Below are 20096 nucleotides of genomic sequence, written 5' to 3' on the forward strand. Positions count from 1 at the left end.
AAATGGGCGCGGCGTACGCGCTTCAGGACGCGCAGCCAGCATAAAGCGGCGAAGCCCACCACCGCCACTACGAACTCGCGATTGCATAGCAAGCCCGACCGGACAGAGACGGCGCAATCGTTGCCCTCAACGATCGTCCCAGCGGCGACTGCAATCCCAGTCACGATAACCGCGAACTCAGCCAGCCGGACCAGCGCCAACCTCGCCGTCCTGGGGAACAGCAGGGCCAGGTTCTTGGTCCAGCCCTCCACCAGAGAGCGCGTGTCGCGATACATGCGGGTCCTAACCAGGCCCCTGCCATGACGCAGCCGAATGCGATTCCCGGGTGCTTTGACCCGTTTCGCCAGCTCTAGATCCTCGAGGAGGCTTGCGGATACCGCCTGGTGGCCTCCGACCGCGTCATAGGCGACCCGCGAGATCAGCAAGTACTGCCCGTTGGCCGCAGCGATGGGCGATGCCGGATCGCAGACCAGTCGCGGCGGATAGGTCGCAGCAAGCTCGGCGAAGATGGCGGGCATCGCCGCCCATTGCAGGAGTCCGCGAACCTGCTGCTCGGGAGAGTAAGACAGCAGCGCCACGCGTTCGTCCTCCGCCTCCTGCAAACTCCGGCACAAGGATCCCGGGAGATGGACTGTGTCGGCATCGGTGAAAAGCAGCCACTCGCCACGCGCGATCTGGGCCCCAGCCCACGCCGCGTTGCACTTCCCCGACCAGCCGCTCGGAAGTTCACCGGTCGAGACCACCTTCACGCCCGGGAACGATCCTGCCAGGCGGCGAGTGGAATCCGTGGACTGATCGTCCACCACGATGATCTCGTGTTCTACGCCACTCTGCGCCGCGATGGACCGCAGGCACGCACCCAGGGAGGCCTCTTCGTTGCGCGCCGGGACGATCACCGAGACGCGTGGCAGCCTCGAATGACGCGGCTCCGCAACCACTGGCGATTCTGGCGACATAGGCAGAATCCCTTTATTATAGCGAGGTGCGACGTGCTCTCCTGTTCCTGTGCCTGTTCACGCTGCTGGCAGGATGCAGCCGCGGCCCCAAGCCGCCCTTGATCGGCAATCTGGCTCCGGATTTCACCGTGACCGACGCCGACCGCACCGTGGCGCTCAAAGAGCTCAGGGGGAAAGTGGTGGTGCTGAATTTCTGGGCTACCTGGTGCCCGCCCTGCGTCGACGAGATGCCGTCGCTGGTGCAGATGCAGAAGCAGTTGAAGGAGCGCGGGGTCACAGTGCTGGCGGTGAGCCTGGACGACGATGCCCGGCAATACCACACCTTCCTGGAAAAGAACAAAGTGGACCTGCTCACGGTCCGCGACCCGCGGCAGAAGAGCAACGAGCTTTACGGCACCTTCAAGTTCCCCGAGACCTACATCATCGACCGCCAGGGCGTACTGCGCCGGAAATTCATCGGGCCGGTGGATTGGACCAAGCCTGACGTTCTGGACTACCTCCAGAAGCTCTGATCAGAGCTGCACATTCCGCAAGCGCAACGAATTGGTGATGACCGAGACTGAGCTGAAACTCATCGCGGCAGCAGCGATGACCGGGCTGAGCAGCAGCCCGAAGAACGGATAGAGCACGCCTGCGGCGATGGGGACGCCGAGTGAGTTGTAGATAAAAGCAAAGAACAGGTTCTGGCGGATGTTGCGCATGGTGGCTTGGCTCAAGCGGCGGGAGCGCACGATGCCGCGCAAATCTCCCTTGACCAGGGTGACCCCTCCGCTTTCCATGGCCACATCCGTGCCCGTGCCCATGGCGATTCCGACGTCAGCCTGGGCCAAGGCGGGAGCGTCGTTGATGCCATCGCCCGCCATGGCGATGATCCGTCCGTCCGCCTGGAGCTTCTTCACCACTTCCGCCTTGTGATCGGGCAGGACCTCGGCCTGGAAGTCGTCGATGCCCAGCTTTCCGGCAACAGCGGCCGCGGCGGTGCGGTTGTCACCGGTCAGCATCACCACCCGGACGCCGGCGTCGCGCAGCGCGCGCACCGCTTCCACACTGGAAGCCTTGATCGGGTCGCTGACACTCACCAGACCCGCAGGCCTGCGGTCCACCGCGACCAGCATGACGGTCTGCCCCTCCTGCCGGAGTTGTTCGGTGCGTACCGCCAGCTCCGCGGCGTCAATGCCGAGTTCAGCCAAGAGTGCCTGGCTGCCAATGGCCACTTCGCGCCCGTTGACGTGGCCGACAACCCCTTTGCCGGTGACGGAGCGGAAATCTGACGCAGTGAGGGATTCCGCGCCCCGCTCCTTCGCTCCCGCCACGATGGCAGCCGCCAGAGGGTGCTCGCTGGCCTTCTCCACGGCCGCGACCAGGGCGAGCAATTCCCTTTCCTCCATGCCGCCCACCGTTACCACGTTGGTGAGGCGCGGCCTGCCTTCGCTGAGCGTGCCCGTCTTGTCCACCACCAGCGTGTCTACTTTCTCCAATGTCTCGAGCGCTTCGGCGCTGCGAATGAGAACGCCGGCGTGGGCGCCGCGTCCGGTGCCCACCATGATCGCCATCGGAGTAGCGAGGCCGAGGGCGCAGGGGCAGGCGATGATCAGCACCGCGACCGCATTCACCAGCGCATGGGCAAGCCGCGGCTCCGGGCCGACGCTGGCCCACACGATGAAGGTCACGACGGCAACTGCCAGCACCGCGGGGACGAAGATGGCGGCGACCTTGTCGGCAAGCCGCTGGATGGGGGCGCGGCTGCGCTGGGCTTCGGCCACCATGCGAACGATCTGCGCCAGCAGAGTCCCACTGCCGACGCGCTCAGCCCGCATCACCAAAGATCCGGTCCCGTTCACGGTCGCCCCGATGACCCGAGTACCCGGGCCCTTCTCGACGGGGAGGGATTCGCCGGTAACCATGGACTCATCCACCGCGCTGCTTCCCTGCAGTACCACGCCGTCCACCGGCGCCTTCTCGCCAGGGCGGACGCGCAGGCGGTCACCGGGGTGCACGCGGTCGAGCGGGACGTCGTGCTCAGTGCCGTCGGCTTCGATCCGCCGGGCCAGCTTGGGGGAGAGGTCGAGCAGTGCCCGGATGGCGGCGCCGGTGCGGCTCCGGGCCCTGAGCTCCAGCACTTGCCCAAGAAGGACTAGCACGACGATCGCCGCCGCGGCTTCGTAATAGACCTCGGGGGCGCCGCCGTGGCCGCGGAACTGCTCTGGCAGAGCCCCGGGGAACAAGGTCGCGACCAGGCTGTAGGCGTAGGCGACGCCGGTGCCCATGCCGATGAGCGTGAACATGTTCAGATGGCGTGTTCGAAGCGACAGCCACGCCCGCTCGAAGAATGGCCATCCGCCCCATACGACGATGGGCGAGGCCAGCAGGAGCTGGAGCCAGGGCATCAGGCGCGGGGAAATGGCGTGCGGCGCGAAGTACATCACGCCCATGGCGAGCACCAGCAACGGAACCAGCAGGACCGCGCCTACCCAGAAACGCCGGGTCATGCTCTTCAGCTCGGGATCTTCCGGCGTCGCCGCCGCTACCGTGCGCGGCTCCAGCGTCATGCCGCAGATCGGGCAGGCGCCCGGCTCGGCACGCACGATCTCCGGATGCATCGGGCAGGTGTACTCGGTCCGGGTTGCGGCCTGTAGTGTCTCCGGCTCCAGCGCCATCCCGCAGATGGGGCATGGAGCCGGCCTGTCCGCCCGCACCTCCGGGTCCATGGGACAGACCCAGACAGTGCCTGATTGTGTGGCGCGGCCGCCTCCCGCGGGCGGCTTGGAGATCCCGACCAATGGCGCCGTTGCTTTCTTCAGATACTTCTGCGGGACGGCCTGGAACTTGGTAGCGCAGCCGGAGCAGCAGAAAAAGTAGGCCTTGCCGGCGTGCTCGACTTTCGCTTTTGCCGTCGCCGGATCCACGGTCATGCCGCAGACCGGGTCGATCTCTCCCGTGGGGGCCGGCGGCGACTGCCCGACGATCTTAAAGGGGTCCATGCATCTACCTCGAGAACCGCGAGAACAGTTCGACCAGTTCGTCGTACATTGCTTCGGCGCGCTGCGGCGAGTCCTTGATGGCGGCGGTGGCGCAATTGCGGAGGTGGTTGCGCAACAACTCGCGTCCGACGTTGCGCAGGGCCTCGTTCACCGCGGAAAGCTGCACCAGGATGTCGGCACAATAGCGGCCCTCTTCGACCATGCGCTGCAACCCACGCACCTGACCCTCGATCCGGCGCAAGCGGTTGAGGTTGGCCGCGCGGATCTCCGGGTCCACGGCCACCGCTTTGCGGGCATGTGGGTCCGGCGGGCACGCGCAGGCAGCTTCGCGACCGGAGGCGGAGGTCTGGTTTCGTCTTGCCATGGCTCCCAGTATATACCCCATGGGGGTATATGGCAAGCCAGAGCACTTACCGGATCGAACCCTTCGCGGTATATTGTCCGGCAGCAATCATTAGGAAGGCACCATGACCGCTCTCGATGTGGTGTTCCGCTACGGCGCCACGCCCGGCGAGGCCGAGATCCGGGCCATCGCTCCTTTGCGGGATGTCTACGGCATTCGCCGCGTCCGATTCGACGAGAAGGAACGGACGATCCACGTGGAGTACGACGCCAGCCGCCTCAACGAAGATACGGTGGCCGCTCTCTTGCGACGCGCCGGCATCGATTTGCGTGAGCGGGTGGTGCCCGTCTAGGAGCGCCCATCCCGCGCCCCAATAAGAAAGCAACAGGGCCTCTTCTCACCCGCTCTGGCCAACGGATAAGAAGCGCCCTGTTGCGCGCCACTTCGTCTGGTTTCTCCTATAGCAGCCCCATTGCCAAGCCAAGGCCGTTCAAAACAAAGACGTTAGGAGAGCACTGGACGAATCCAAGAGGCAGCTTTTGCGCACCGCGGGAAAGTTTTACTTCACCGTCTTTGCGGCATCGGAAAAGTCAACGGCACGGCCGGAGCCGTGCCGCTGCAACGGGATCTCTGGATCAGCGCGCCGTCTTTTGCACTCCGAACTCGCGAGCCCGGCGCAAGTACTCGTCGGCCGCCTTGTCGTCACCCTCGGCACGTTTCAGCAGGGCCATGTGATACAGGCTGCTCACTTCCCCGACCGCCTCCTCCTGGCTGCGCTCGAAGGCGCGCTCCGCCGCCTCGATGTCCCCGCGCCGCTCGTGGATCACGCCCATGTGATAGTGCGCCATCAGGTAGTCGGGCGTGAGCATCACGGCCTGCTCGAATTCCCGCAAGGCCTCATCCAGGTCCCCGGCATGGAAGAGGGCGATGGCCAGGCGGTAGTGGGCGGCATTGCTGTGAGGATCGGCGGCCAGGCACCGGCGGTAGGCTTCGACCGCAGCGGGCATGTCGCCACGATGGTAGTGCGCCACTCCCAGGTCATACCAGGCTCGCGCGAAGCGAGGAGCCTTGGCCAAGGCCCGCTCATAGTGCTTCACCGCCACCTCCAGGACCCCTTGGCGGAACAGCAGGGCGCCCAGCAGATGATTCGCCAAGACATGCTCCGGCTCCGCTTCCAGCATGCGTTCCAATTCGCGGCGTGCCTGTTCGCGGTCTCCCTCCTGCTCGTGCACCAGGGCCAGCAGGAGCCGCTGGTCGATGTACGCGTCGCGCAGAAAGGCGCCGCATTCGGCGCAGAACTTGTCGCTGGGCTGGAACTCGTGTCCGCAGCGGATGCATCGGATGCTGCCGGGGGTGCTCATGGGCGGACCTCCTTGACCTCCTCCATTGCACGCCGCTTTCGACCGCCCCTCAGTGATTGCTATCACCCGCTATGGTGACCCTTGCACATCCGGGCGCCGCCAGGCTTGCATTGGAGGCCGAAGCTGCACTAATCTTCCGCGCCAACCAGCCCGGGGGAACCGCATGGACCTTGAGATCCAGATCCGCGAACAGGAGGGCGTGACCGTCGTCGCCTGCCTGGGCAAGCTGATCCTGAGCGAGGAGACTACCCAGTTCGGCAACCAGGTACGCACCTTGTTGGATCAGAAGCCGGTGATCGTCATGGATCTGAGTGGCCTGTCCTACGCCGACAGCAGCGGCATCGGCACCCTGATGGGCCTGTTCGTGGCCGCCCGCGCCCGCAGCGGCGAGATCAAGTTCGCCCAGCCTTCCGACCGCATCGCCAAGGTGCTCAAATCCATGCAACTGGTGGGCGTGATGGGGATGTATCCCCACGTGGACGATGCCGTGCGCTCCCTGAAGACCGGTGCCGCCGGCGCCGGCCCTTTCTGACCGCCACGCTCGTGGTGCGATACAGGCTCGCAGATAGCGGCGACATCCCCGCCATGGCCCGCCTGCGGGCGGCAACCTGGGGTGACGAGGAGTATTGGAAACCCCGGATTGCCGGCTACATGAGCGGCCAGCACGACCCCCGTCAGGCGCTGAAGCCGCGTGTTGCCTACGTCGCGACCGATGGCGGGACCGTGGTCGGCCTCATCGCCGGGCACCTGACGCGCCGCTACGGCTGCGACGGCGAATTGCAATGGATCGATGTCGCGCCCGAACACCGTGGCCAAGGCGTGGCGTCAGGACTGCTCTGCGAGTTAGCGGCCTGGTTCGTTCAGCAGGGGGCGCTGCGCGTCTGCGTGGACGTCGAACCGGGGAACCTGGTCGCTCACCGCTTCTACCACCGGCACGGCGCTGTGGTGCTGAAGCCTTCCTGGCTGGTGTGGGAAGACATCCGCGAAGTCCTAAAGAAGCACAACCTGAATGGCGCGCCCTGAGAGATTCGAACTCCCGACCTTCTGGTTCGTAGCCAGACGCTCTATCCAACTGAGCTAAGGGCGCGCGGCGCGAGAACAGCGGAGAATCTGATTATAGCGGAAGCGCTGAGACCGCGAAAGCTCGGTCCCTTCGCAGATGTCGCGGGGAATCATCCCGCCGCGTTGAGAAGTTCGCATCTCTTTTTCTTTGCCGTAGAATCGGGCGGCCATGCGGCGCGTCCTCATCGCCACCTCGAACCCCGGCAAGCTACGGGACTTTGCCGGAGCTGCCGCCGTTCATGGGATCGAGGTGCAGGGCGTGCCCGGCTTCGCTTCCCTGCCCCAGGTCCGCGAGGATGGCGCCACCTTCGAGGCCAACGCCCGCAAGAAGGCGGAGCACTACAGCCGGCTGGTTCCGGGCGAGATCGTCTTGGCGGATGATTCCGGCCTGGAAGTCGAAGCCCTGGATGGAGCGCCGGGCGTCCATTCGGCGAGGTACGCCGCGACCGCACCGTTGGGGAATTCCGATGATGCCGCCAACAATGCCCGCCTGTTGCGCGAGCTGGGTGCAGCATCGGAGCAGCGGCGACGTGCCCGCTTCGTCTGCGTCATCGCAGCCGCCCGGGACGGCCGCACGTTGGGGACCTTCCGCGGAGCCGCCGAAGGGCGCATCCTTCCGGCGCCGCGGGGCTTCCGCGGGTTCGGCTACGATCCGCTGTTCTTCTTCCCTCCCCTGGCGCGCACCTTCGGAGAGCTTACGGCGGAAGAAAAAGCCCGGGTCAGCCACCGGGGGGAGGCGTTCCGGAAGTTTCTGGGATGGTTTGAAAGAGATCCTTCGCTGCACTCAGAATGACGGCAGCGGGCTCCCGCTTCGCGCACGCCCGGGAAGATCTTTCGCTCCGCTCAGGATGATGCCTGCGGGCTCCCGCTCGGCACGCCTCGCTCACGCCCGCAAAGTGGCATCACTTGAAGCACTTGGCCAGCGAGGCGGCGATGGTGACCAGTTTCTGCAGGTCGGCCGGCGTGAAATCGCCGCCCGCTTCCGGCGCCGTCTTGCCCTTGCGCGACACCTCGATGACGCCCAGCACCCCCGCCGGCCCCATCACCGGCACGCTCATCATCTTCTGGATGACGTGGATAAGCTTCTCCTCGGGACTCGGGTGCCCGGCCACCTTGGGCTTTCCCGCCAGCTCCACCGACTCGAAGACGCTGGCGTGCTTGGACTGGGCGAAGTTGTTGACGATCTCGGCGCGCTTGGTGGTGGCGGTGCGGGCCGCCAGCGCGGTCGAGGTGTTGATCGGGATGGAGCCGACCGTGGCCAGCTTGGGAGGGTAGATGAACGACAGCATCTGCTTCTCGAGGCGCAGGATCCCGACTTCGTCCTCCTTGACCCCGAAGGTCTTGGCGATCTCGGCGGCGACCCGCCCTCCGTTCTTGGGGTTCAGGCCTTCGCCTTCGATCTCGTTCGCCAGTTGCGCGAATGCAATGACGGGTGTTGCCATGTTGCGGTCCCCTCCTGGTCTTGCGGGGAAGCTGGCTGCCGCGACATTATATCCGGCGGGGGCCGGGGGGCAAGCCGGGCGGCCTCGAAAAGCCCGTACTCCGGTCTGTGATGTCCATCACATAGCTAGGTTCGGAAACGATTGACTTCGCTTCCGGCGGAAAACATAATTCAAGGTTGGTGTCCTGCTCTTTTCATCTTCAGGAGTGATCTTACCGATGGCTTCTTCCGTTCCTAGCTCAGTACCCGCTGCCGTCCCCCAGGTCCGCTCTGGCGTCGCGCCGTTGCGTGCCGGAGAAGGTATCTCCTTCGTCCTGCGGCGATTGCACTCCTTGAGCGGCATCGTGCCGGTAGGCGCCTTCCTGGTTGAACATTTCATCAGCAACGCCTTCGCGACCAACGGCGTGGCCGCCTACACCGCGCAGGTCAAGTTCCTCACCAACCTGCCGTTCGCCAAGCTGCTGGAGGTGTTCGGCATCTACATCCCCATCGCCTTCCACGGCCTGTACGGGATCTACATCTGGTGGCGGGGCGAATCGAACGCCACCGACTACCCCTACGCCAACAACTGGCTGTACCTGGTTCAGCGCTGGACCGGCATTATCGCCTTCGCCTACATCCTCTACCACACGTACACCATGCGCTTCACCGGGGCGCACCTGTTCGGCAATCCCGGGGCGGCGTTCGGCAAGGTGCAACTGGAGCTCTCCGAAGGCTGGCCGGTGTACGCCTATATCGTGGGGATCGTGACCGCCTCCTGGCACTTCGGGTACGGCATTTTCCTGTTCTGCGCCAAGTGGGGCATCGTGGTCGGTGACCAGGCGCGCAAGCGTTTCAGCGCGCTCTGCATCGCCATCGGGGTGCTGTTCGCGGTGGTGGGACTTTATACCCTGCGGGCGTTCCTGGTGACCCCGACCCAGCCCATCCCCGAGCCGGGTTCCAAGCAGGTCGAATCGCAAGTTTACAGATAAAAGGAGCCGGGTCCTCCCGGAGCACTCATACATGGCGAAGATTCCTAACGTAATCGTGATCGGCGGCGGGCTGGCAGGCTTGTCGGCGGTGATCAAGATCGCGGAGATGGGCGGGCACGCGGACCTGTTCTCCATCGTGCCGGTGAAGCGTTCCCATTCGGTGTGCGCCCAGGGCGGCATCAACGCGGCCAAGAACCTGAAGGGCGAGGGCGACTCGACTTGGATCCACACCGACGACACCGTCTACGGCGGCGATTTCCTGGCCAACCAGCCGCCGGTCAAAGCCATGTGCGAGATGGCGCCGGCCATCATCGACCTGCTCGACCGCATGGGCGTCACCTTCAACCGCACTGCCGAAGGCCTGCTGGACTTCCGGCGTTTCGGCGGCACGCTGTTCAACCGTACCGCGTTCGCCGGGGCCACCACCGGCCAACAACTCCTGTATGCGCTCGATGAGCAGGTGCGGCGCTACGAGGCCGAAGGCAAGGTCACGAAATACGAAGGCTGGGAATTCCTGTCGGCGGTGCTCGACAACCAGCGCATCTGCCGCGGCATCTGCGCCATGGACTTGCGCTCCATGGAGGTCCGCACCTTCCCCGCCGACGCCATCATCGTCTGCACCGGCGGCATCGGAGCCATCTACGGCAAGTCCACAAATTCCGTGGTGTGCACCGGATCGGCCCAGTCGGCTCTCTACCAGCAGGGTTGTTACTACGCCAACGGCGAGTTCATCCAGGTGCATCCGACCTGCGTGCCGGGCGAGGACAAGTTGCGGCTGATGTCGGAGTCCGCGCGCGGCGAGGGCGGCCGGGTGTGGGTTCCCAAGCAGCCGGGCGACAAGCGTGATCCCAAGTCCATCCCGCAGAACGAGCGCTGGTACTTCCTCGAGGAGTGGTATCCGAAGTACGGCAACCTGGTGCCCCGCGACATCGCCACCCGCGCCATCCATAAGGTCGTGTACGAACACGGCCTCGGCATCGATGGCTCGCCGATGGTTTACCTCGACCTGACCCACATTGATCGCAAGATCCTGGACAAGAAACTGGAAGGCATTCTCGAGATCTACGAGAAGTTTGTGGGCGACGATCCGCGCGACGTCCCCATGAAGATCTTCCCCGGCATGCACTACACCATGGGGGGCATGTGGGTGGACTTCAATCAGCAAACCAACCTCCAGGGCATTTACTCCGCCGGCGAGTGCGATTACTCGATCCACGGCGCCAACCGTCTGGGCGCGAATTCCCTGGTGTCGTGCATCTACGGCGGATTCATCGCCGGGCCGCAGACCATCAAGTACGCCAAGAGCCTGGCCGAGGCCAAGAGCAACGGCCACTTCGAAGCGGAGACGAAGCGGCAGGAAGAGATCAACGCCCGCCTGATGTCGAACCAGGGGAACGAAAACCCGTTCCGGTTGTGGCGCGAGCTGGGCGACATCATGACCAAGAACGCCACCGTCATCCGCTACAACAAGAACCTGAAAGAGACCGACGCCAAGCTGGTGGAGCTGCTGGAGCGCTACCGCCACGTGAACCTGAGCGACCGCAGCCAGTGGGCCAACACGTCGTTCGTATTCGCCCGGCAGCTCTACAACATGCTGCAACTGGGGCGCGTGATCGTGCAGGGTGCGGCCATGCGCGACGAGTCGCGCGGGGCGCATTACAAACCGGATTTCCCGGAGCGCGACGACAAGAACTGGCTGAAGACGACCAAGGCCACGTTCGCGCCCGACGCCGATGAGCCCCGGTTCGAGTTCGAGCCGGTGGACACGAGTCTGATCCCGCCGCGGCCACGCCGATACGACGCCACGGCGTAGTTGTGTCAGGTATTAAGGATTGATACCAACAAGAAGAAGTCATAAGAGAGTTATGACTAACAATAAAGTCGTCTTACTAAAGATCAAGCGCCAGAACGATCCCGACAGCAGTCCCTACTGGGAAGAGTTCGAGCTGCCGTGGAAGCCGGGGATGAACGTGATCTCCTGCTTCATGGACATCGCCGCCAACCCGGTCAACCGCCAGGGCAAGGCGACCACCCCCATCCAGTACGATTCCAACTGCCTGGAAGAGGTGTGCGGCTCGTGCGCCATGCGCATCAACGGCAAGGCGCGCATGGCCTGCTCCGCGCTGGTGGACCAGCTCGACTCGCCGATCACCATCGAGCCCTTCTCCAAGTTCCCGGTGGTACGCGACCTGGCGGTGGACCGCCAGGTGCTGTTCGAGAACCTGAAAAAGGTGAAAGCCTGGGTGCCAATCGACGGCAGCTACGACCTGGGCGCCGGCCCGCGCATGTCGCCGGAGACCCAGGAGGAGACCTACCCCTACTCCCGCTGCATCTCCTGCACCTGCTGCATGGAAGCCTGCCCGCAGTTCAACGAGAGCACGGGATTCGTGGGCGCGGCGACCATCGGGCAAGTGCGCCTCTTCAACATGCACCCCACGGGGGCCATGCTGAAGCGGGAGCGGCTGGCGGCGCTGATGGGTGACGGCGGCATCCACGAATGCGGCTACGCCCAGAACTGCGTCGAGGTCTGCCCCAAGGACATCCCCCTGACCCGCGCCATCTCCGATGTGGGACGGCAGGTGATGATCCAGGCCGTCGGTGACCTGTTCCGCAAGTGACGGCGCTTGGCGGGCGTGAGCGAGATCTGCGGGAGCCCGCTGCCGTCTGAGCGAAGCGAAGGATCAACCCCGGCCACGGAGCCCTGCTCCGTAGCCGGGTGTTACTGCTTCCAAATCCCATAGTTAAAGGGAAACTTTAGGTTCTGGCCCAGATGGCCATCGGTTTCGGCCCGATACACCACCGGACAGTACCCTTTTGTTACCTCCGGCCCTCTATTTCCATGGACCAAAATCCCGCTGCCCTGGTGTACACTGCACCCCAAGTTGGGCATCAAAATCCAAGTGTTTGGTTTCACCGGCCTGTGACCCTACGGATGCGGCACATCACGATCGTGGTCCTCTTGCTCGGCTTGGCCGCGCCGGCCTTCCCGTTGAACGCCCGCCGCACCAAGTACCGCAGCTCGCACAAGAGCCGAGCGGTGCGATGGAACCCGCTGTTGCGCGGCTCGCACGAATCCATGCTGCGGCAGAACGAAGAGATCGACCGCCTGGATCTGCCCCGCATCATGGACGACGACCAGCTCAACGAACTCATCGCCCGCAAGGACCTGGTTCCCATCGAAGAAGGTTCCGCCCTGAAGATCGCCCCCAACATCGAGGCCAACAAGCGCTACTGCCGCCCCTGGACCCGGGATTTCCTGGACGACATCTCGCAAGCCTATTACGAGCAGTTCCGCCAGCCGATCCAGGTGAACTCTGCGGTGCGCACGGTGGAACAGCAGCACCAGCTGCGGCGCCATAACCGGAATGCCGCCGCCGAGGTCGGGGAGATCACCTCCTCCCACCTGGGCGGGCTGACCGTCGACCTGAACAAGCGCGGCCTCACCCGCAAGCAGCGCCAGTGGATCTCCCAGTACGTCTACCGGATCCAGCAGGCAGGGATGGTGGAGGCGGTCGAAGAGCGCCGCCAGCCCGTGTTCCACATCATGGTCTACGACGGTTATACTGCTTGGCGCGAAGCCAACCGGATGGCCGACCAGTCGGGGACGAAGTAGCTTTTCCTCTGAGCTTTTCTCCTTGTCCTGAGCGAAGCGAAGGACCACTGCCCTGAACGGGAATCCAGGTGGCTCCAATCTGCCAGCATGAAAATCGCTCAGCTCACCGTTCTGTCCGTCCTTCTCTCTCTCGCGGCTAACGCTCAACCACAGCCGAAGAAGCCTGCACCCAAAACCTTCGATCCCCTGGCGCTGCACCGCTCGGCCATCGTCATCGACACCCACGCCGACACCACGCAGCGCATGCTGGACGAGGGCTATGACCTGGCGACGCCGGACCCCACCATCAACGTCAATCTTGAGAAGGCCAAGGCGGGGAATCTGGGGGCGGAGTTCTTCTCCATCTGGGTGGAGCCCAAGTACAAGGGCCAGTACGCACATCGCGCGCTGGACCTGATCGACGCGGTGTACCAGCAGGCGGCCAAGCACCCCGACCAGATGGTGATGGCGTTCTCGGCCGACGACATCGTGAAGGCCCGCAGCGGGCCCAGGAAGCGGCTGGCGGCCCTGCTGGGGGTGGAAGGCGGGCATGCGATCGAGAACGACCTGGGCGTGCTGCGCAGCTTCTACCGTCTGGGCGTCCGCTACATGACCCTGACCTGGTCGAACACCAATGAGTGGGCGGATTCCTCGGGCGACCTCGACAACAAGGAGGTCGAGCACCACAAGGGCATCACCGATTTCGGCGTGGAAGTGATCCGCGAAATGAACCGGTTGGGCATGATTGTGGACATTTCGCACGTCTCCGACCGCACCTTCTACCGCACCCTGGTGGTGAGCCGGGCGCCGGTCATTGCGTCGCACTCGGCGGCGCGAGCGTTTTCCCACCACCCGCGCAACATGACCGACGACATGCTGCGCGCCCTGGCCCGTAATGATGGCGTTTGCATGGTCAATTTCTTCTCCGCCTTCGTGGACGACGATTTCCGCAAGCTGTTGGAGGCGCGCCGGCACGAATCCGACGAAGCTGTGGCCAAGGCGCAAGAAGAGTACCGGAAGGCGCACAACGGACAGACGCCGCCGTACACCGTTGAGGAGCACGTGACCCGCGAATACGCCAAGAGGCTGCCGCGCCCGCCGTTGAAATCGCTGATCGACAACATCGACCACATCGCGCAGGTCGCGGGCTGGCAGCACGTGGGCCTGGGGTCGGATTTCGACGGGGTCTCCGGCATGCTGCCGGAGGGAATCGATTCGGCGGCCGACCTGCCCAAGATCACGATCGAGCTGGCCAAGCGCGGCTATACGGCGGAGCAGATCCGCGGCATCCTGGGCGAGAACTTCCTGCGCGTCTTCCGCAAGGTGGAGGCGGTCAGCCGCGAACTACAGAAAGAGAAGCCGCTGGGCACCGAGCCGCTCGGCGCCGGTGAGAATCGGTAGTCTGGCGCGGCCTGCGGAGGCCGCAGGCATTTATAATGCCCGGTCGCACAGGAGCCCCCATGCGCACTACTCTGATCGCATTCCTGCTCTGCACCTCTGTTGCCTTCGCCCAAACCGCCGCCAAGAAGCCCGCGGCTGCTCCCGCTTCCAAGCCTGCTGCCGGCACCGCAGAATCCGCGGGGAACCCCAAGGCGGTCTTCGACACCACCGCCGGCAAGCTCACCTGCACGCTCTTCCCCAAACAGGCGCCCGAGACGGTGGCCAACTTCATCGGCTTGGCCAAGGGCACCAAGGACTGGAAGAACCCGGTCTCCCACGCCACCAAGCACGGCGTGCCGTTGTACGACGGCACCATCTTCCACCGGGTGATCCCCAACTTCATGATCCAGGGCGGCGATCCGGCGGGAAACGGGACCGGCGACCCCGGCTATTCCTTCAAGGACGAGTTCAGCCCCGACCTGAAGTTCGACCGGCCCGGCCGCCTGGCGATGGCCAACTCCGGCCCCAACACCAACGGCTCGCAGTTCTTCATCACCGAGGTGCCGACCCCGCACCTCAACGGCAAGCACACGATCTTCGGACAGTGCGATGCGGCCAGCGTGGCCCTGGTGAAGCAGATCGCGCGCAAGCCGCGTGATCCGCGCAACGATCAACCGTTCACACCGGTGAAGATCAACCACGTCACCATCGTGCAGCCGGGCGAGGCGGCGCCGGCTGCCACCCCGGCCAAGAAGCCGGCAGCCAAGCCGTCCGCAGCTAAACCATAACCGCACGGCCGACGACCGAAGACCAACGACCGACGACAGAAAGGAACCTTATGGCACGCCAGCCCGGTACTTACGCCATCCTCGACACCACCGAAGGCCAGATCGTCTGCCGGCTCTTCGAGAAGGAAGCGCCCAAGACGGTCAAGAACTTCACCGACCTCGCCGAAGGCAAGCGGGAATGGACTCACCCGGTCACCCGCAAGAAGTCTTCCGACCGCCTCTACGACGGCACTATCTTCCACCGTGTCATCCCCAACTTCATGATCCAGGGCGGTGACCCGGCGGGCACCGGCTTCGGCGGACCCGGCTACCAGTTCGAGGACGAGACCAAGGGCTCGCCCTATCGCTTCGACAAGAAGGGCAAGCTGGCCATGGCCAACGCCGGCCCCAATACCAACGGCAGCCAGTTCTTCATCACCGTGGCTCCCACCGACTGGCTCACCGGCAACCACACCATCTTCGGCGAGGTGATCGAAGGACAAGACATCGTCGACAAGATCGCCAACGTCGCGCGCGGCCGCAACGACAAGCCCAACACGGACGTGAAGATCAGCTCGCTGAAGATCGAACGGGCCTGAACTGTCTTTCAGCCGCCCTCAGCAACAGAAACCCGCCTTACAGGCGGGTTTCTCTTGGTACTTGGTACTGAGTACTTGCTACTGCTTTACACCGCGATCACGTGCACCAGCTCCTCGACGGCGCCGGCGCTCTTCTTGAGGGCGGCCTCCTCTTCGGCCGTCAGCTTGATCTCGATGACGTCCTCGATGCCGCGCTCGCCCAGCTTGCAGGGCACGCCGACGAACAGGCCCTTGATCCCGTACTCGCCCTCCAGGTAGGCGGCGCAGGGCAGGATCTTCTTCTTGTCCTTGAGGATGGCCTCGACCATCTCGCAGACGGCCGCCGAGGGCGCGTAGTACGCCGAGCCGGTCTTGAGCAGCTTGACGATCTCGGCGCCACCGTCGCGGGTGCGCTGCACCAGGCGGTCGATGGTCGCCTTGTCCATCAGCTCGGTGATGGGGATGCCGGCGACCGTGGAATAGCGCGGCAGCGGCACCATGGTGTCGCCGTGTCCGCCCAGCACGAAGGCGGTCACGTTCTCCACCGAAACCTTCAATTCGGCGGCGATGAAGGCGCGGAAGCGCGACGAGTCCAGCACCCCGGCCATGCCGATCACCCGGTTGCGGGAGAAGCCGCTGAGCTTGTAGGCGGCCTGGGCCATCGCGTCCAGCGGGTTGGAGACGATGATGAGGATGCAGTTCGGAGAGTTGGCCACGACCTTGCCCACCACGTCCTGCATGATCTTGTAGTTGGTGTTGAGCAGGTCGTCGCGGCTCATCCCCGGCTTGCGCGGGATGCCGGCGGTGATGACGACGATGTCGGAATTCGCCGTGTCCTTGTAATCGTTGGTGCCGATGACGAAGGAATCCCGCTTTTCGATGGGCATGGCCTCGAGCAGGTCCAGGCCCTTGCCCTCGGGAATGCCTTCGAGGATGTCGATGAGGACGACGTCGCCCAGTTCCTTGGAAGCGATCCAGTGTGCCGCGGTCGCGCCCACGTTGCCCGAGCCGACGATGGTGATCTTCTTACGCATGGGATGAGTCCTTTCTGCAAGCGGCCCGCTGGGGTGGCCGCCGGGATGAATCGAACCGGAAATTGTACCCCTGAATGGCCCTTATGAGTGCGTCAAGCGACATCGGCCCGTCTTGCGACGGGCCGATGCCTTACTCCTCTTCCCTTCCCGGGTCAGTCAGCGGCAACGGCCTTGGCATCCATGTTCTGGATGATGTAGGTGCCGAACTCGCTGCACTTCACCTTGGTGGCGCCTTCCATCAAGCGGTGGAAGTCGTAGGTGACCTTCTTCTGCTCGATGGTGCGGCGGATGCCGTCTTCGATCAACCGGGCCGCTTCCTTCCAGCCCAGGAAATCGAACATCATCACGCCCGACAGCATGACCGAACCGGGGTTGATGACGTCCAGGTCGGCGTACTTCGGGGCGGTGCCGTGGGTGGCTTCGAACATCGCGAAACCGTCGCCGATGTTGGCGCCGGGCGCGATGCCCAGGCCGCCGATCTGCGCGGCGCAGGCGTCCGAAATGTAGTCACCGTTCAGGTTCGGGGTGGCCAGCACCTCGTACTCGTCGGCGCGGGTCACCACCTGCTGGAAGATGGAGTCGGCGATGCGGTCGTTGACCATCAACTTCTTCTTCCACTCGCCGTTGCCGTGGGTCTTGTAGATCGAATCCAGGCAGCTCTTCACTTCCTTGACGATGTCGGCCTTGAACTCGGGCGTGGCGAACTCCAGCCCGGGCTCGATCATGTTGGCGTTCTGCTCGAGGGTCAGGTTGGGGTTCTTGTCCTTGTTGTCGAGGATCCAGCTCTCGCGCTCGGTGACCACCTTGTCGCGGAACTCTTCCACCGCCAGGTCATAGCCCCATTGCCGGAACGCGCCCTCGGTGAACTTCTGGATGTTGCCCTTGTGCACCAGCGTGACCTTGTTGCGGCCGTTGTCCAGCGCATACTGGATGGCGCGGCGCACCAGGCGCTTGGTGCCGGTGATCGAGATGGGCTTGATGCCGATGCCGCTGTCCAGGCGGATCTGCTTCTTGCCGCCCTTCAGCATCTCCTTGTTCAGGAAGTCGATCAGCTTTTTGACCTCCGGCGTACCCTGCTCCCACTCGATGCCGGCGTACACGTCTTCCGTGTTCTCCCGGTAAATCATGACGTTCATGCGGTCGGGACGCTTCACCGGGCTGGGGGCGCCGTACCACTTCACCGGGCGCACGCAGGCGTACAGGTCCAGGATCTGGCGCAGGGCCACGTTCAGAGAACGGATGCCGCCGCCCACTGGGGTTGTCAGGGGGCCCTTGATGCCGACGCGGAACTCCTTCATGGCGTCGATGGAGCCGTCGGGAAGCCAGCTTTTGAACTTGGCCATCGCCTTCTCGCCGGCGAAGATCTCGTACCATGCGATCCTGCGCTTGCCGCCGTAGGCCTTTTGCACGGCAGCGTCGAAGACGCGCACGCTGGCCTTCCAGATGTCGCGGCCGGTGCCGTCGCCTTCGATGAAGGGAATGATGGGATTGTCAGGAACTGTGTACTTGCCGTTGCTGTAGGTAATCTTGGCGCCGTCCTTGGGCACCTCGACCCCGTTGAATGATGCCGCCATTCGCAATACCTCCGCTGGAGCGTTAAGAAGTCTAGGGATTATAGGCCGGTTCCCGGGTCCCGCCGTAAGGCAAAAAATCACACCCGTTTGTGATGTTGCTCACAGGAACAGGTGCAGGCCCGGCTAGGAGACCACCTGATCGTAGACCGCGCGCACCCCCCGCCGGAGCGTGGCCAGCTCCACCTCCAGGCCGCGGGGGAACTCCTGCTGCAGCATGCGCCCGACCAGCAGCTCGGTCATCTCCCGGGCGTGGGCCGTGGCCGGCAGCGACTTGCGGGCCCGGCCCAGGACCAGGCGCACGATATGTTCCATGCTGCGCAGCAGCTCGGCGGCATGGTCCAGGGTGGCGCAATCCGCATCGCTCAAGAATCCTTGCTCCGCCAGCTCGTAGAGCCGCTCGCGAATGTTGCCCTTCGGCTGCTCCAGAGCATGGACCACGGTGAGATAAGAGCAGACAAAGTCGATGTCATAGAAGCCACCGGGCGCGACTTTGAAATTGGCGGCATCGTCCGACTTCTCCAGCTTGGTGCGCATGGCGCGGACCGCACCGGGAAAGGTGGGGTCGGCGGCAAAGCGCGGAAAGTGCTGGCGGGCCGCCGCGATGGCCCTGGCGCCCAGCTCCTCGGTGCCGGCCACGAAGCGCAGCTTGGTGAAGCTGAGCCCCTCCCAGGGCTGGGCCTCCTGCTCGAAGTAGGCTGCCAGGGTGGCTGGGGTGATCACCAGTTCGCCTTCGCCGCCGCGCGGCCGCAAGCGCGTGTCCACGGCGAACATGGTGCCTTCGCTGGTGTAGGCGACCAGCGCCCCCACGGTCTGCTCGGCCGTCTTGTGGGCCTGCACCGGATCGCTCTGTTCGTCACGGACGAAGATCAGATCGGCGTCCGAGCCCACGTCGAACTCCCAGGTCCCCAGGCGGCCGAGGGCCAGCACGGCGAAGCTGTCGGGCGCGCCGGCAATGTGCAGGGCGGCCCGGATCGCGTCGTCGGCGATCTCGCTGTTCTCCCACAGCGAGTCGTAGACGTTGCGGCTTTCCATGATGTCGCGCACGCCGGCGGCGAAGACCCGGTGACGATAGTGCTGGCGCAGCAGGGCCAGCTTTTCGGTGTGCGGCAGATTGACGGTGGCGATGTAGTGGAACACCGGGTCGCGTCCCGGGGGCCGTTCCCCTTCCGCGAGGACCGGGGCTGCCAGGGTCTTGGCCTCGGTGAACTGTGCCACGGTATCGATTTCCTGCGGGTGGCGCACCAGTATGTCGGTGAGGAAATCGCTCACCGCGAGGAGCCGCAACGCTCTTTCCACGGCCAGCGGCTGGCGGATGACCGCCGCGTATCGCTCCGAGCTGGTGAAGGCGGAACTCAGGAAGCGCTGCAGGTTGCGGCGGGTGCGGGCGGTCAGGTCGCGGCTGGCGACGATCTCGTGCAGTTGCGGCGCATCCTGGGAAAGGCGGTCGAGGATCTGCTGGAACGACTGCTCCCGTGCGCTCTCGCCGCCGGAGGAAAGACGGAATTCGCCCGCATCCTGCTCTTGGCGCCCGTGCACCTGCTCCGCATGGATGATGCGCTGGTAGATCCCGGCCACCGCCTCCATGCGCAGTTGCAGGGCATGCACCAGGCCGTGTGCCGCCACCAACCCCGTCCGGTCCGGCCCGACGGTGCGGTAGAGCACCGAAAGTTCCTCCGGCGTCCCGGGCAGACGATGCACCTGCTGTCCCCGCCTTACTTGCAGGCGGTGCTCCACCTTGCGCAGGAACTCGTAGGCCCAGGTCAGCTCGTGGAAATCCTTGCCGCTCAGGTGCGCCTTGTCGTGGAGCTTCTGCAGCGAGAACAGGGTGCCCCCGGAGCGCAACCAGGGCTCCGCCCCGCCGTACACCCGCTGCAGGCACTGCACCAGGAATTCGATGTCGCGGATGCCGCCGCGGTCGAGCTTGACGTCCAGCGTGCCTTCCGCCGGACGCAGGGCCGCCTTGCGCCGCCGCGACGCGCCCATCTTCTCGCGGGTGCGCAGTGCGGTCTCGATGGCGGCAAAGTTGAGCCGTTTAGCGGGCGTGAGGGCGCCAGAG

Annotated in this window: 20 protein-coding genes and 1 tRNA gene; 12 read left to right on the forward strand and 9 right to left on the reverse strand. The window is 64.5% G+C overall.

Features of this window, described 5'->3' with window-relative positions; translation table 11 throughout:
- Window positions 1–956, reverse strand: a 956-nt coding sequence (locus VMS96_07020; protein HVP43167.1) for a glycosyltransferase family 2 protein, incomplete at its 3' end; no start/stop codon positions are given.
- 26 nt (window positions 957–982) lie between these two features.
- Here VMS96_07020 and VMS96_07025 point away from each other — a divergent pair.
- The gene (locus tag VMS96_07025; GenBank protein ID HVP43168.1) at window positions 983–1468 is read left to right on the forward strand and encodes a TlpA disulfide reductase family protein; all 486 of its coding nucleotides are present in this window, start codon (window positions 983–985) and stop codon (window positions 1466–1468) included.
- On the opposite strand, the gene VMS96_07030 is transcribed toward VMS96_07025, so the two are convergent.
- Both VMS96_07030 and VMS96_07035 read right to left on the reverse strand, forming a co-directional pair.
- Window positions 1469–3937, reverse strand: a complete 2469-nt coding sequence (locus tag VMS96_07030) for a heavy metal translocating P-type ATPase (protein HVP43169.1) — start codon at window positions 3935–3937, stop codon at window positions 1469–1471.
- Between the two features lie 4 nt (window positions 3938–3941).
- Entirely contained in the window at window positions 3942–4301 is a 360-nt protein-coding gene (locus VMS96_07035) for a metal-sensitive transcriptional regulator (protein HVP43170.1), read from the reverse strand.
- Between the two features lie 103 nt (window positions 4302–4404).
- On the opposite strand from VMS96_07035, the gene VMS96_07040 reads away from it, so the two are divergent.
- Window positions 4405–4632: a hypothetical protein gene (locus VMS96_07040; protein ID HVP43171.1), complete on the forward strand. Its 228-nt coding sequence runs from the start codon at window positions 4405–4407 to the stop codon at window positions 4630–4632.
- Between the two features lie 283 nt (window positions 4633–4915).
- Here the strand turns inward: VMS96_07040 and VMS96_07045 are convergent, their stop codons facing one another.
- Window positions 4916–5641: a tetratricopeptide repeat protein gene (locus VMS96_07045; GenBank protein HVP43172.1), complete on the reverse strand. Its 726-nt coding sequence runs from the start codon at window positions 5639–5641 to the stop codon at window positions 4916–4918.
- Between the two features lie 163 nt (window positions 5642–5804).
- Between VMS96_07045 and VMS96_07050 the strand changes: the two genes are divergently transcribed.
- Both VMS96_07050 and VMS96_07055 read left to right on the forward strand, forming a co-directional pair.
- The gene (locus VMS96_07050; GenBank protein HVP43173.1) at window positions 5805–6173 is read left to right on the forward strand and encodes an STAS domain-containing protein; all 369 of its coding nucleotides are present in this window, start codon (window positions 5805–5807) and stop codon (window positions 6171–6173) included.
- A 14-nt stretch (window positions 6174–6187) separates the two neighbouring features.
- The gene (locus tag VMS96_07055) at window positions 6188–6664 is read left to right on the forward strand and encodes a GNAT family N-acetyltransferase (GenBank protein ID HVP43174.1); all 477 of its coding nucleotides are present in this window, start codon (window positions 6188–6190) and stop codon (window positions 6662–6664) included.
- On the opposite strand, the gene VMS96_07060 is transcribed toward VMS96_07055, so the two are convergent.
- Window positions 6652–6728: transfer RNA gene (locus VMS96_07060), tRNA-Arg, on the reverse strand. The two genes, VMS96_07055 and VMS96_07060, sit on opposite strands and share 13 nt — an antisense overlap.
- A 144-nt stretch (window positions 6729–6872) precedes the next feature.
- Here VMS96_07060 and rdgB point away from each other — a divergent pair.
- Window positions 6873–7496: an RdgB/HAM1 family non-canonical purine NTP pyrophosphatase gene (rdgB, locus tag VMS96_07065; GenBank protein HVP43175.1), complete on the forward strand. Its 624-nt coding sequence runs from the start codon at window positions 6873–6875 to the stop codon at window positions 7494–7496.
- Between the two features lie 109 nt (window positions 7497–7605).
- Here the strand turns inward: rdgB and VMS96_07070 are convergent, their stop codons facing one another.
- Complete coding sequence (locus tag VMS96_07070; GenBank protein HVP43176.1) at window positions 7606–8145, reverse strand: hypothetical protein; 540 nt, start codon at window positions 8143–8145, stop codon at window positions 7606–7608.
- Between the two features lie 217 nt (window positions 8146–8362).
- Here VMS96_07070 and VMS96_07075 point away from each other — a divergent pair, with 217 nt between their 5' ends.
- From VMS96_07075 to VMS96_07105, 7 genes are all read left to right on the forward strand, one after another.
- A complete protein-coding gene (locus tag VMS96_07075; protein HVP43177.1) occupies window positions 8363–9115 on the forward strand; it encodes a hypothetical protein in 753 nt (250 codons plus the stop codon).
- Between the two features lie 31 nt (window positions 9116–9146).
- Window positions 9147–10928 carry a succinate dehydrogenase flavoprotein subunit gene (gene sdhA, locus VMS96_07080; protein HVP43178.1) on the forward strand — a complete coding sequence of 594 codons (1782 nt, stop codon included), beginning with the start codon at window positions 9147–9149 and terminating at the stop codon, window positions 10926–10928.
- Window positions 10929–10980: 52 nt separating this feature from the next.
- The gene (gene sdhB, locus VMS96_07085; protein HVP43179.1) at window positions 10981–11733 is read left to right on the forward strand and encodes a succinate dehydrogenase iron-sulfur subunit; all 753 of its coding nucleotides are present in this window, start codon (window positions 10981–10983) and stop codon (window positions 11731–11733) included.
- A gap of 314 nt (window positions 11734–12047) precedes the next feature.
- Window positions 12048–12728 (forward strand): DUF5715 family protein, encoded by a 681-nt coding sequence (locus tag VMS96_07090; protein HVP43180.1) that lies wholly within the window; start codon window positions 12048–12050, stop codon window positions 12726–12728.
- 87 nt (window positions 12729–12815) lie between these two features.
- Entirely contained in the window at window positions 12816–14108 is a 1293-nt protein-coding gene (locus VMS96_07095) for a dipeptidase (GenBank protein HVP43181.1), read from the forward strand.
- Window positions 14109–14167: 59 nt separating this feature from the next.
- Complete coding sequence (locus VMS96_07100; protein ID HVP43182.1) at window positions 14168–14875, forward strand: peptidylprolyl isomerase; 708 nt, start codon at window positions 14168–14170, stop codon at window positions 14873–14875.
- 50 nt (window positions 14876–14925) lie between these two features.
- The gene (locus VMS96_07105; protein HVP43183.1) at window positions 14926–15453 is read left to right on the forward strand and encodes a peptidylprolyl isomerase; all 528 of its coding nucleotides are present in this window, start codon (window positions 14926–14928) and stop codon (window positions 15451–15453) included.
- A gap of 86 nt (window positions 15454–15539) precedes the next feature.
- Here VMS96_07105 and mdh read toward each other — a convergent pair whose 3' ends face one another.
- From mdh to VMS96_07120, 3 genes are all read right to left on the reverse strand, one after another.
- Window positions 15540–16466, reverse strand: coding sequence for a malate dehydrogenase (gene mdh / locus VMS96_07110; GenBank protein HVP43184.1), 927 nt, complete (start codon window positions 16464–16466; stop codon window positions 15540–15542).
- 152 nt (window positions 16467–16618) lie between these two features.
- Window positions 16619–18040: an NADP-dependent isocitrate dehydrogenase gene (locus tag VMS96_07115; protein HVP43185.1), complete on the reverse strand. Its 1422-nt coding sequence runs from the start codon at window positions 18038–18040 to the stop codon at window positions 16619–16621.
- Between the two features lie 123 nt (window positions 18041–18163).
- Window positions 18164–20096, reverse strand: a 1933-nt coding sequence (locus VMS96_07120) for a hypothetical protein (protein HVP43186.1), incomplete at its 5' end; no start/stop codon positions are given.

Source organism: Terriglobales bacterium, from assembly GCA_035543055.1.
In the GTDB taxonomy this organism is placed as follows: Bacteria; Acidobacteriota; Terriglobia; order Terriglobales; family Acidobacteriaceae; genus JAIQFD01.

Excerpts from the sequence above, each read along its gene's own strand:
- VMS96_07030 (HVP43169.1), bottom strand. The coding sequence starts at position 3,937 with ATGGACCCCTTTAAGATCGTCGGGCAGTCGCCGCCGGCCCCCACGGGA.
- VMS96_07035 (HVP43170.1), bottom strand. The coding sequence starts at position 4,301 with ATGGCAAGACGAAACCAGACCTCCGCCTCCGGTCGCGAAGCTGCCTGC.
- VMS96_07040 (HVP43171.1), top strand. The coding sequence starts at position 4,405 with ATGACCGCTCTCGATGTGGTGTTCCGCTACGGCGCCACGCCCGGCGAG.
- VMS96_07045 (HVP43172.1), bottom strand. The coding sequence starts at position 5,641 with ATGAGCACCCCCGGCAGCATCCGATGCATCCGCTGCGGACACGAGTTC.
- VMS96_07050 (HVP43173.1), top strand. The coding sequence starts at position 5,805 with ATGGACCTTGAGATCCAGATCCGCGAACAGGAGGGCGTGACCGTCGTC.
- rdgB (HVP43175.1), top strand. The coding sequence starts at position 6,873 with ATGCGGCGCGTCCTCATCGCCACCTCGAACCCCGGCAAGCTACGGGAC.
- VMS96_07070 (HVP43176.1), bottom strand. The coding sequence starts at position 8,145 with ATGGCAACACCCGTCATTGCATTCGCGCAACTGGCGAACGAGATCGAA.
- VMS96_07075 (HVP43177.1), top strand. The coding sequence starts at position 8,363 with ATGGCTTCTTCCGTTCCTAGCTCAGTACCCGCTGCCGTCCCCCAGGTC.
- sdhA (HVP43178.1), top strand. The coding sequence starts at position 9,147 with ATGGCGAAGATTCCTAACGTAATCGTGATCGGCGGCGGGCTGGCAGGC.
- sdhB (HVP43179.1), top strand. The coding sequence starts at position 10,981 with ATGACTAACAATAAAGTCGTCTTACTAAAGATCAAGCGCCAGAACGAT.
- VMS96_07090 (HVP43180.1), top strand. The coding sequence starts at position 12,048 with ATGCGGCACATCACGATCGTGGTCCTCTTGCTCGGCTTGGCCGCGCCG.
- VMS96_07095 (HVP43181.1), top strand. The coding sequence starts at position 12,816 with ATGAAAATCGCTCAGCTCACCGTTCTGTCCGTCCTTCTCTCTCTCGCG.
- VMS96_07100 (HVP43182.1), top strand. The coding sequence starts at position 14,168 with ATGCGCACTACTCTGATCGCATTCCTGCTCTGCACCTCTGTTGCCTTC.
- VMS96_07105 (HVP43183.1), top strand. The coding sequence starts at position 14,926 with ATGGCACGCCAGCCCGGTACTTACGCCATCCTCGACACCACCGAAGGC.
- mdh (HVP43184.1), bottom strand. The coding sequence starts at position 16,466 with ATGCGTAAGAAGATCACCATCGTCGGCTCGGGCAACGTGGGCGCGACC.
- VMS96_07115 (HVP43185.1), bottom strand. The coding sequence starts at position 18,040 with ATGGCGGCATCATTCAACGGGGTCGAGGTGCCCAAGGACGGCGCCAAG.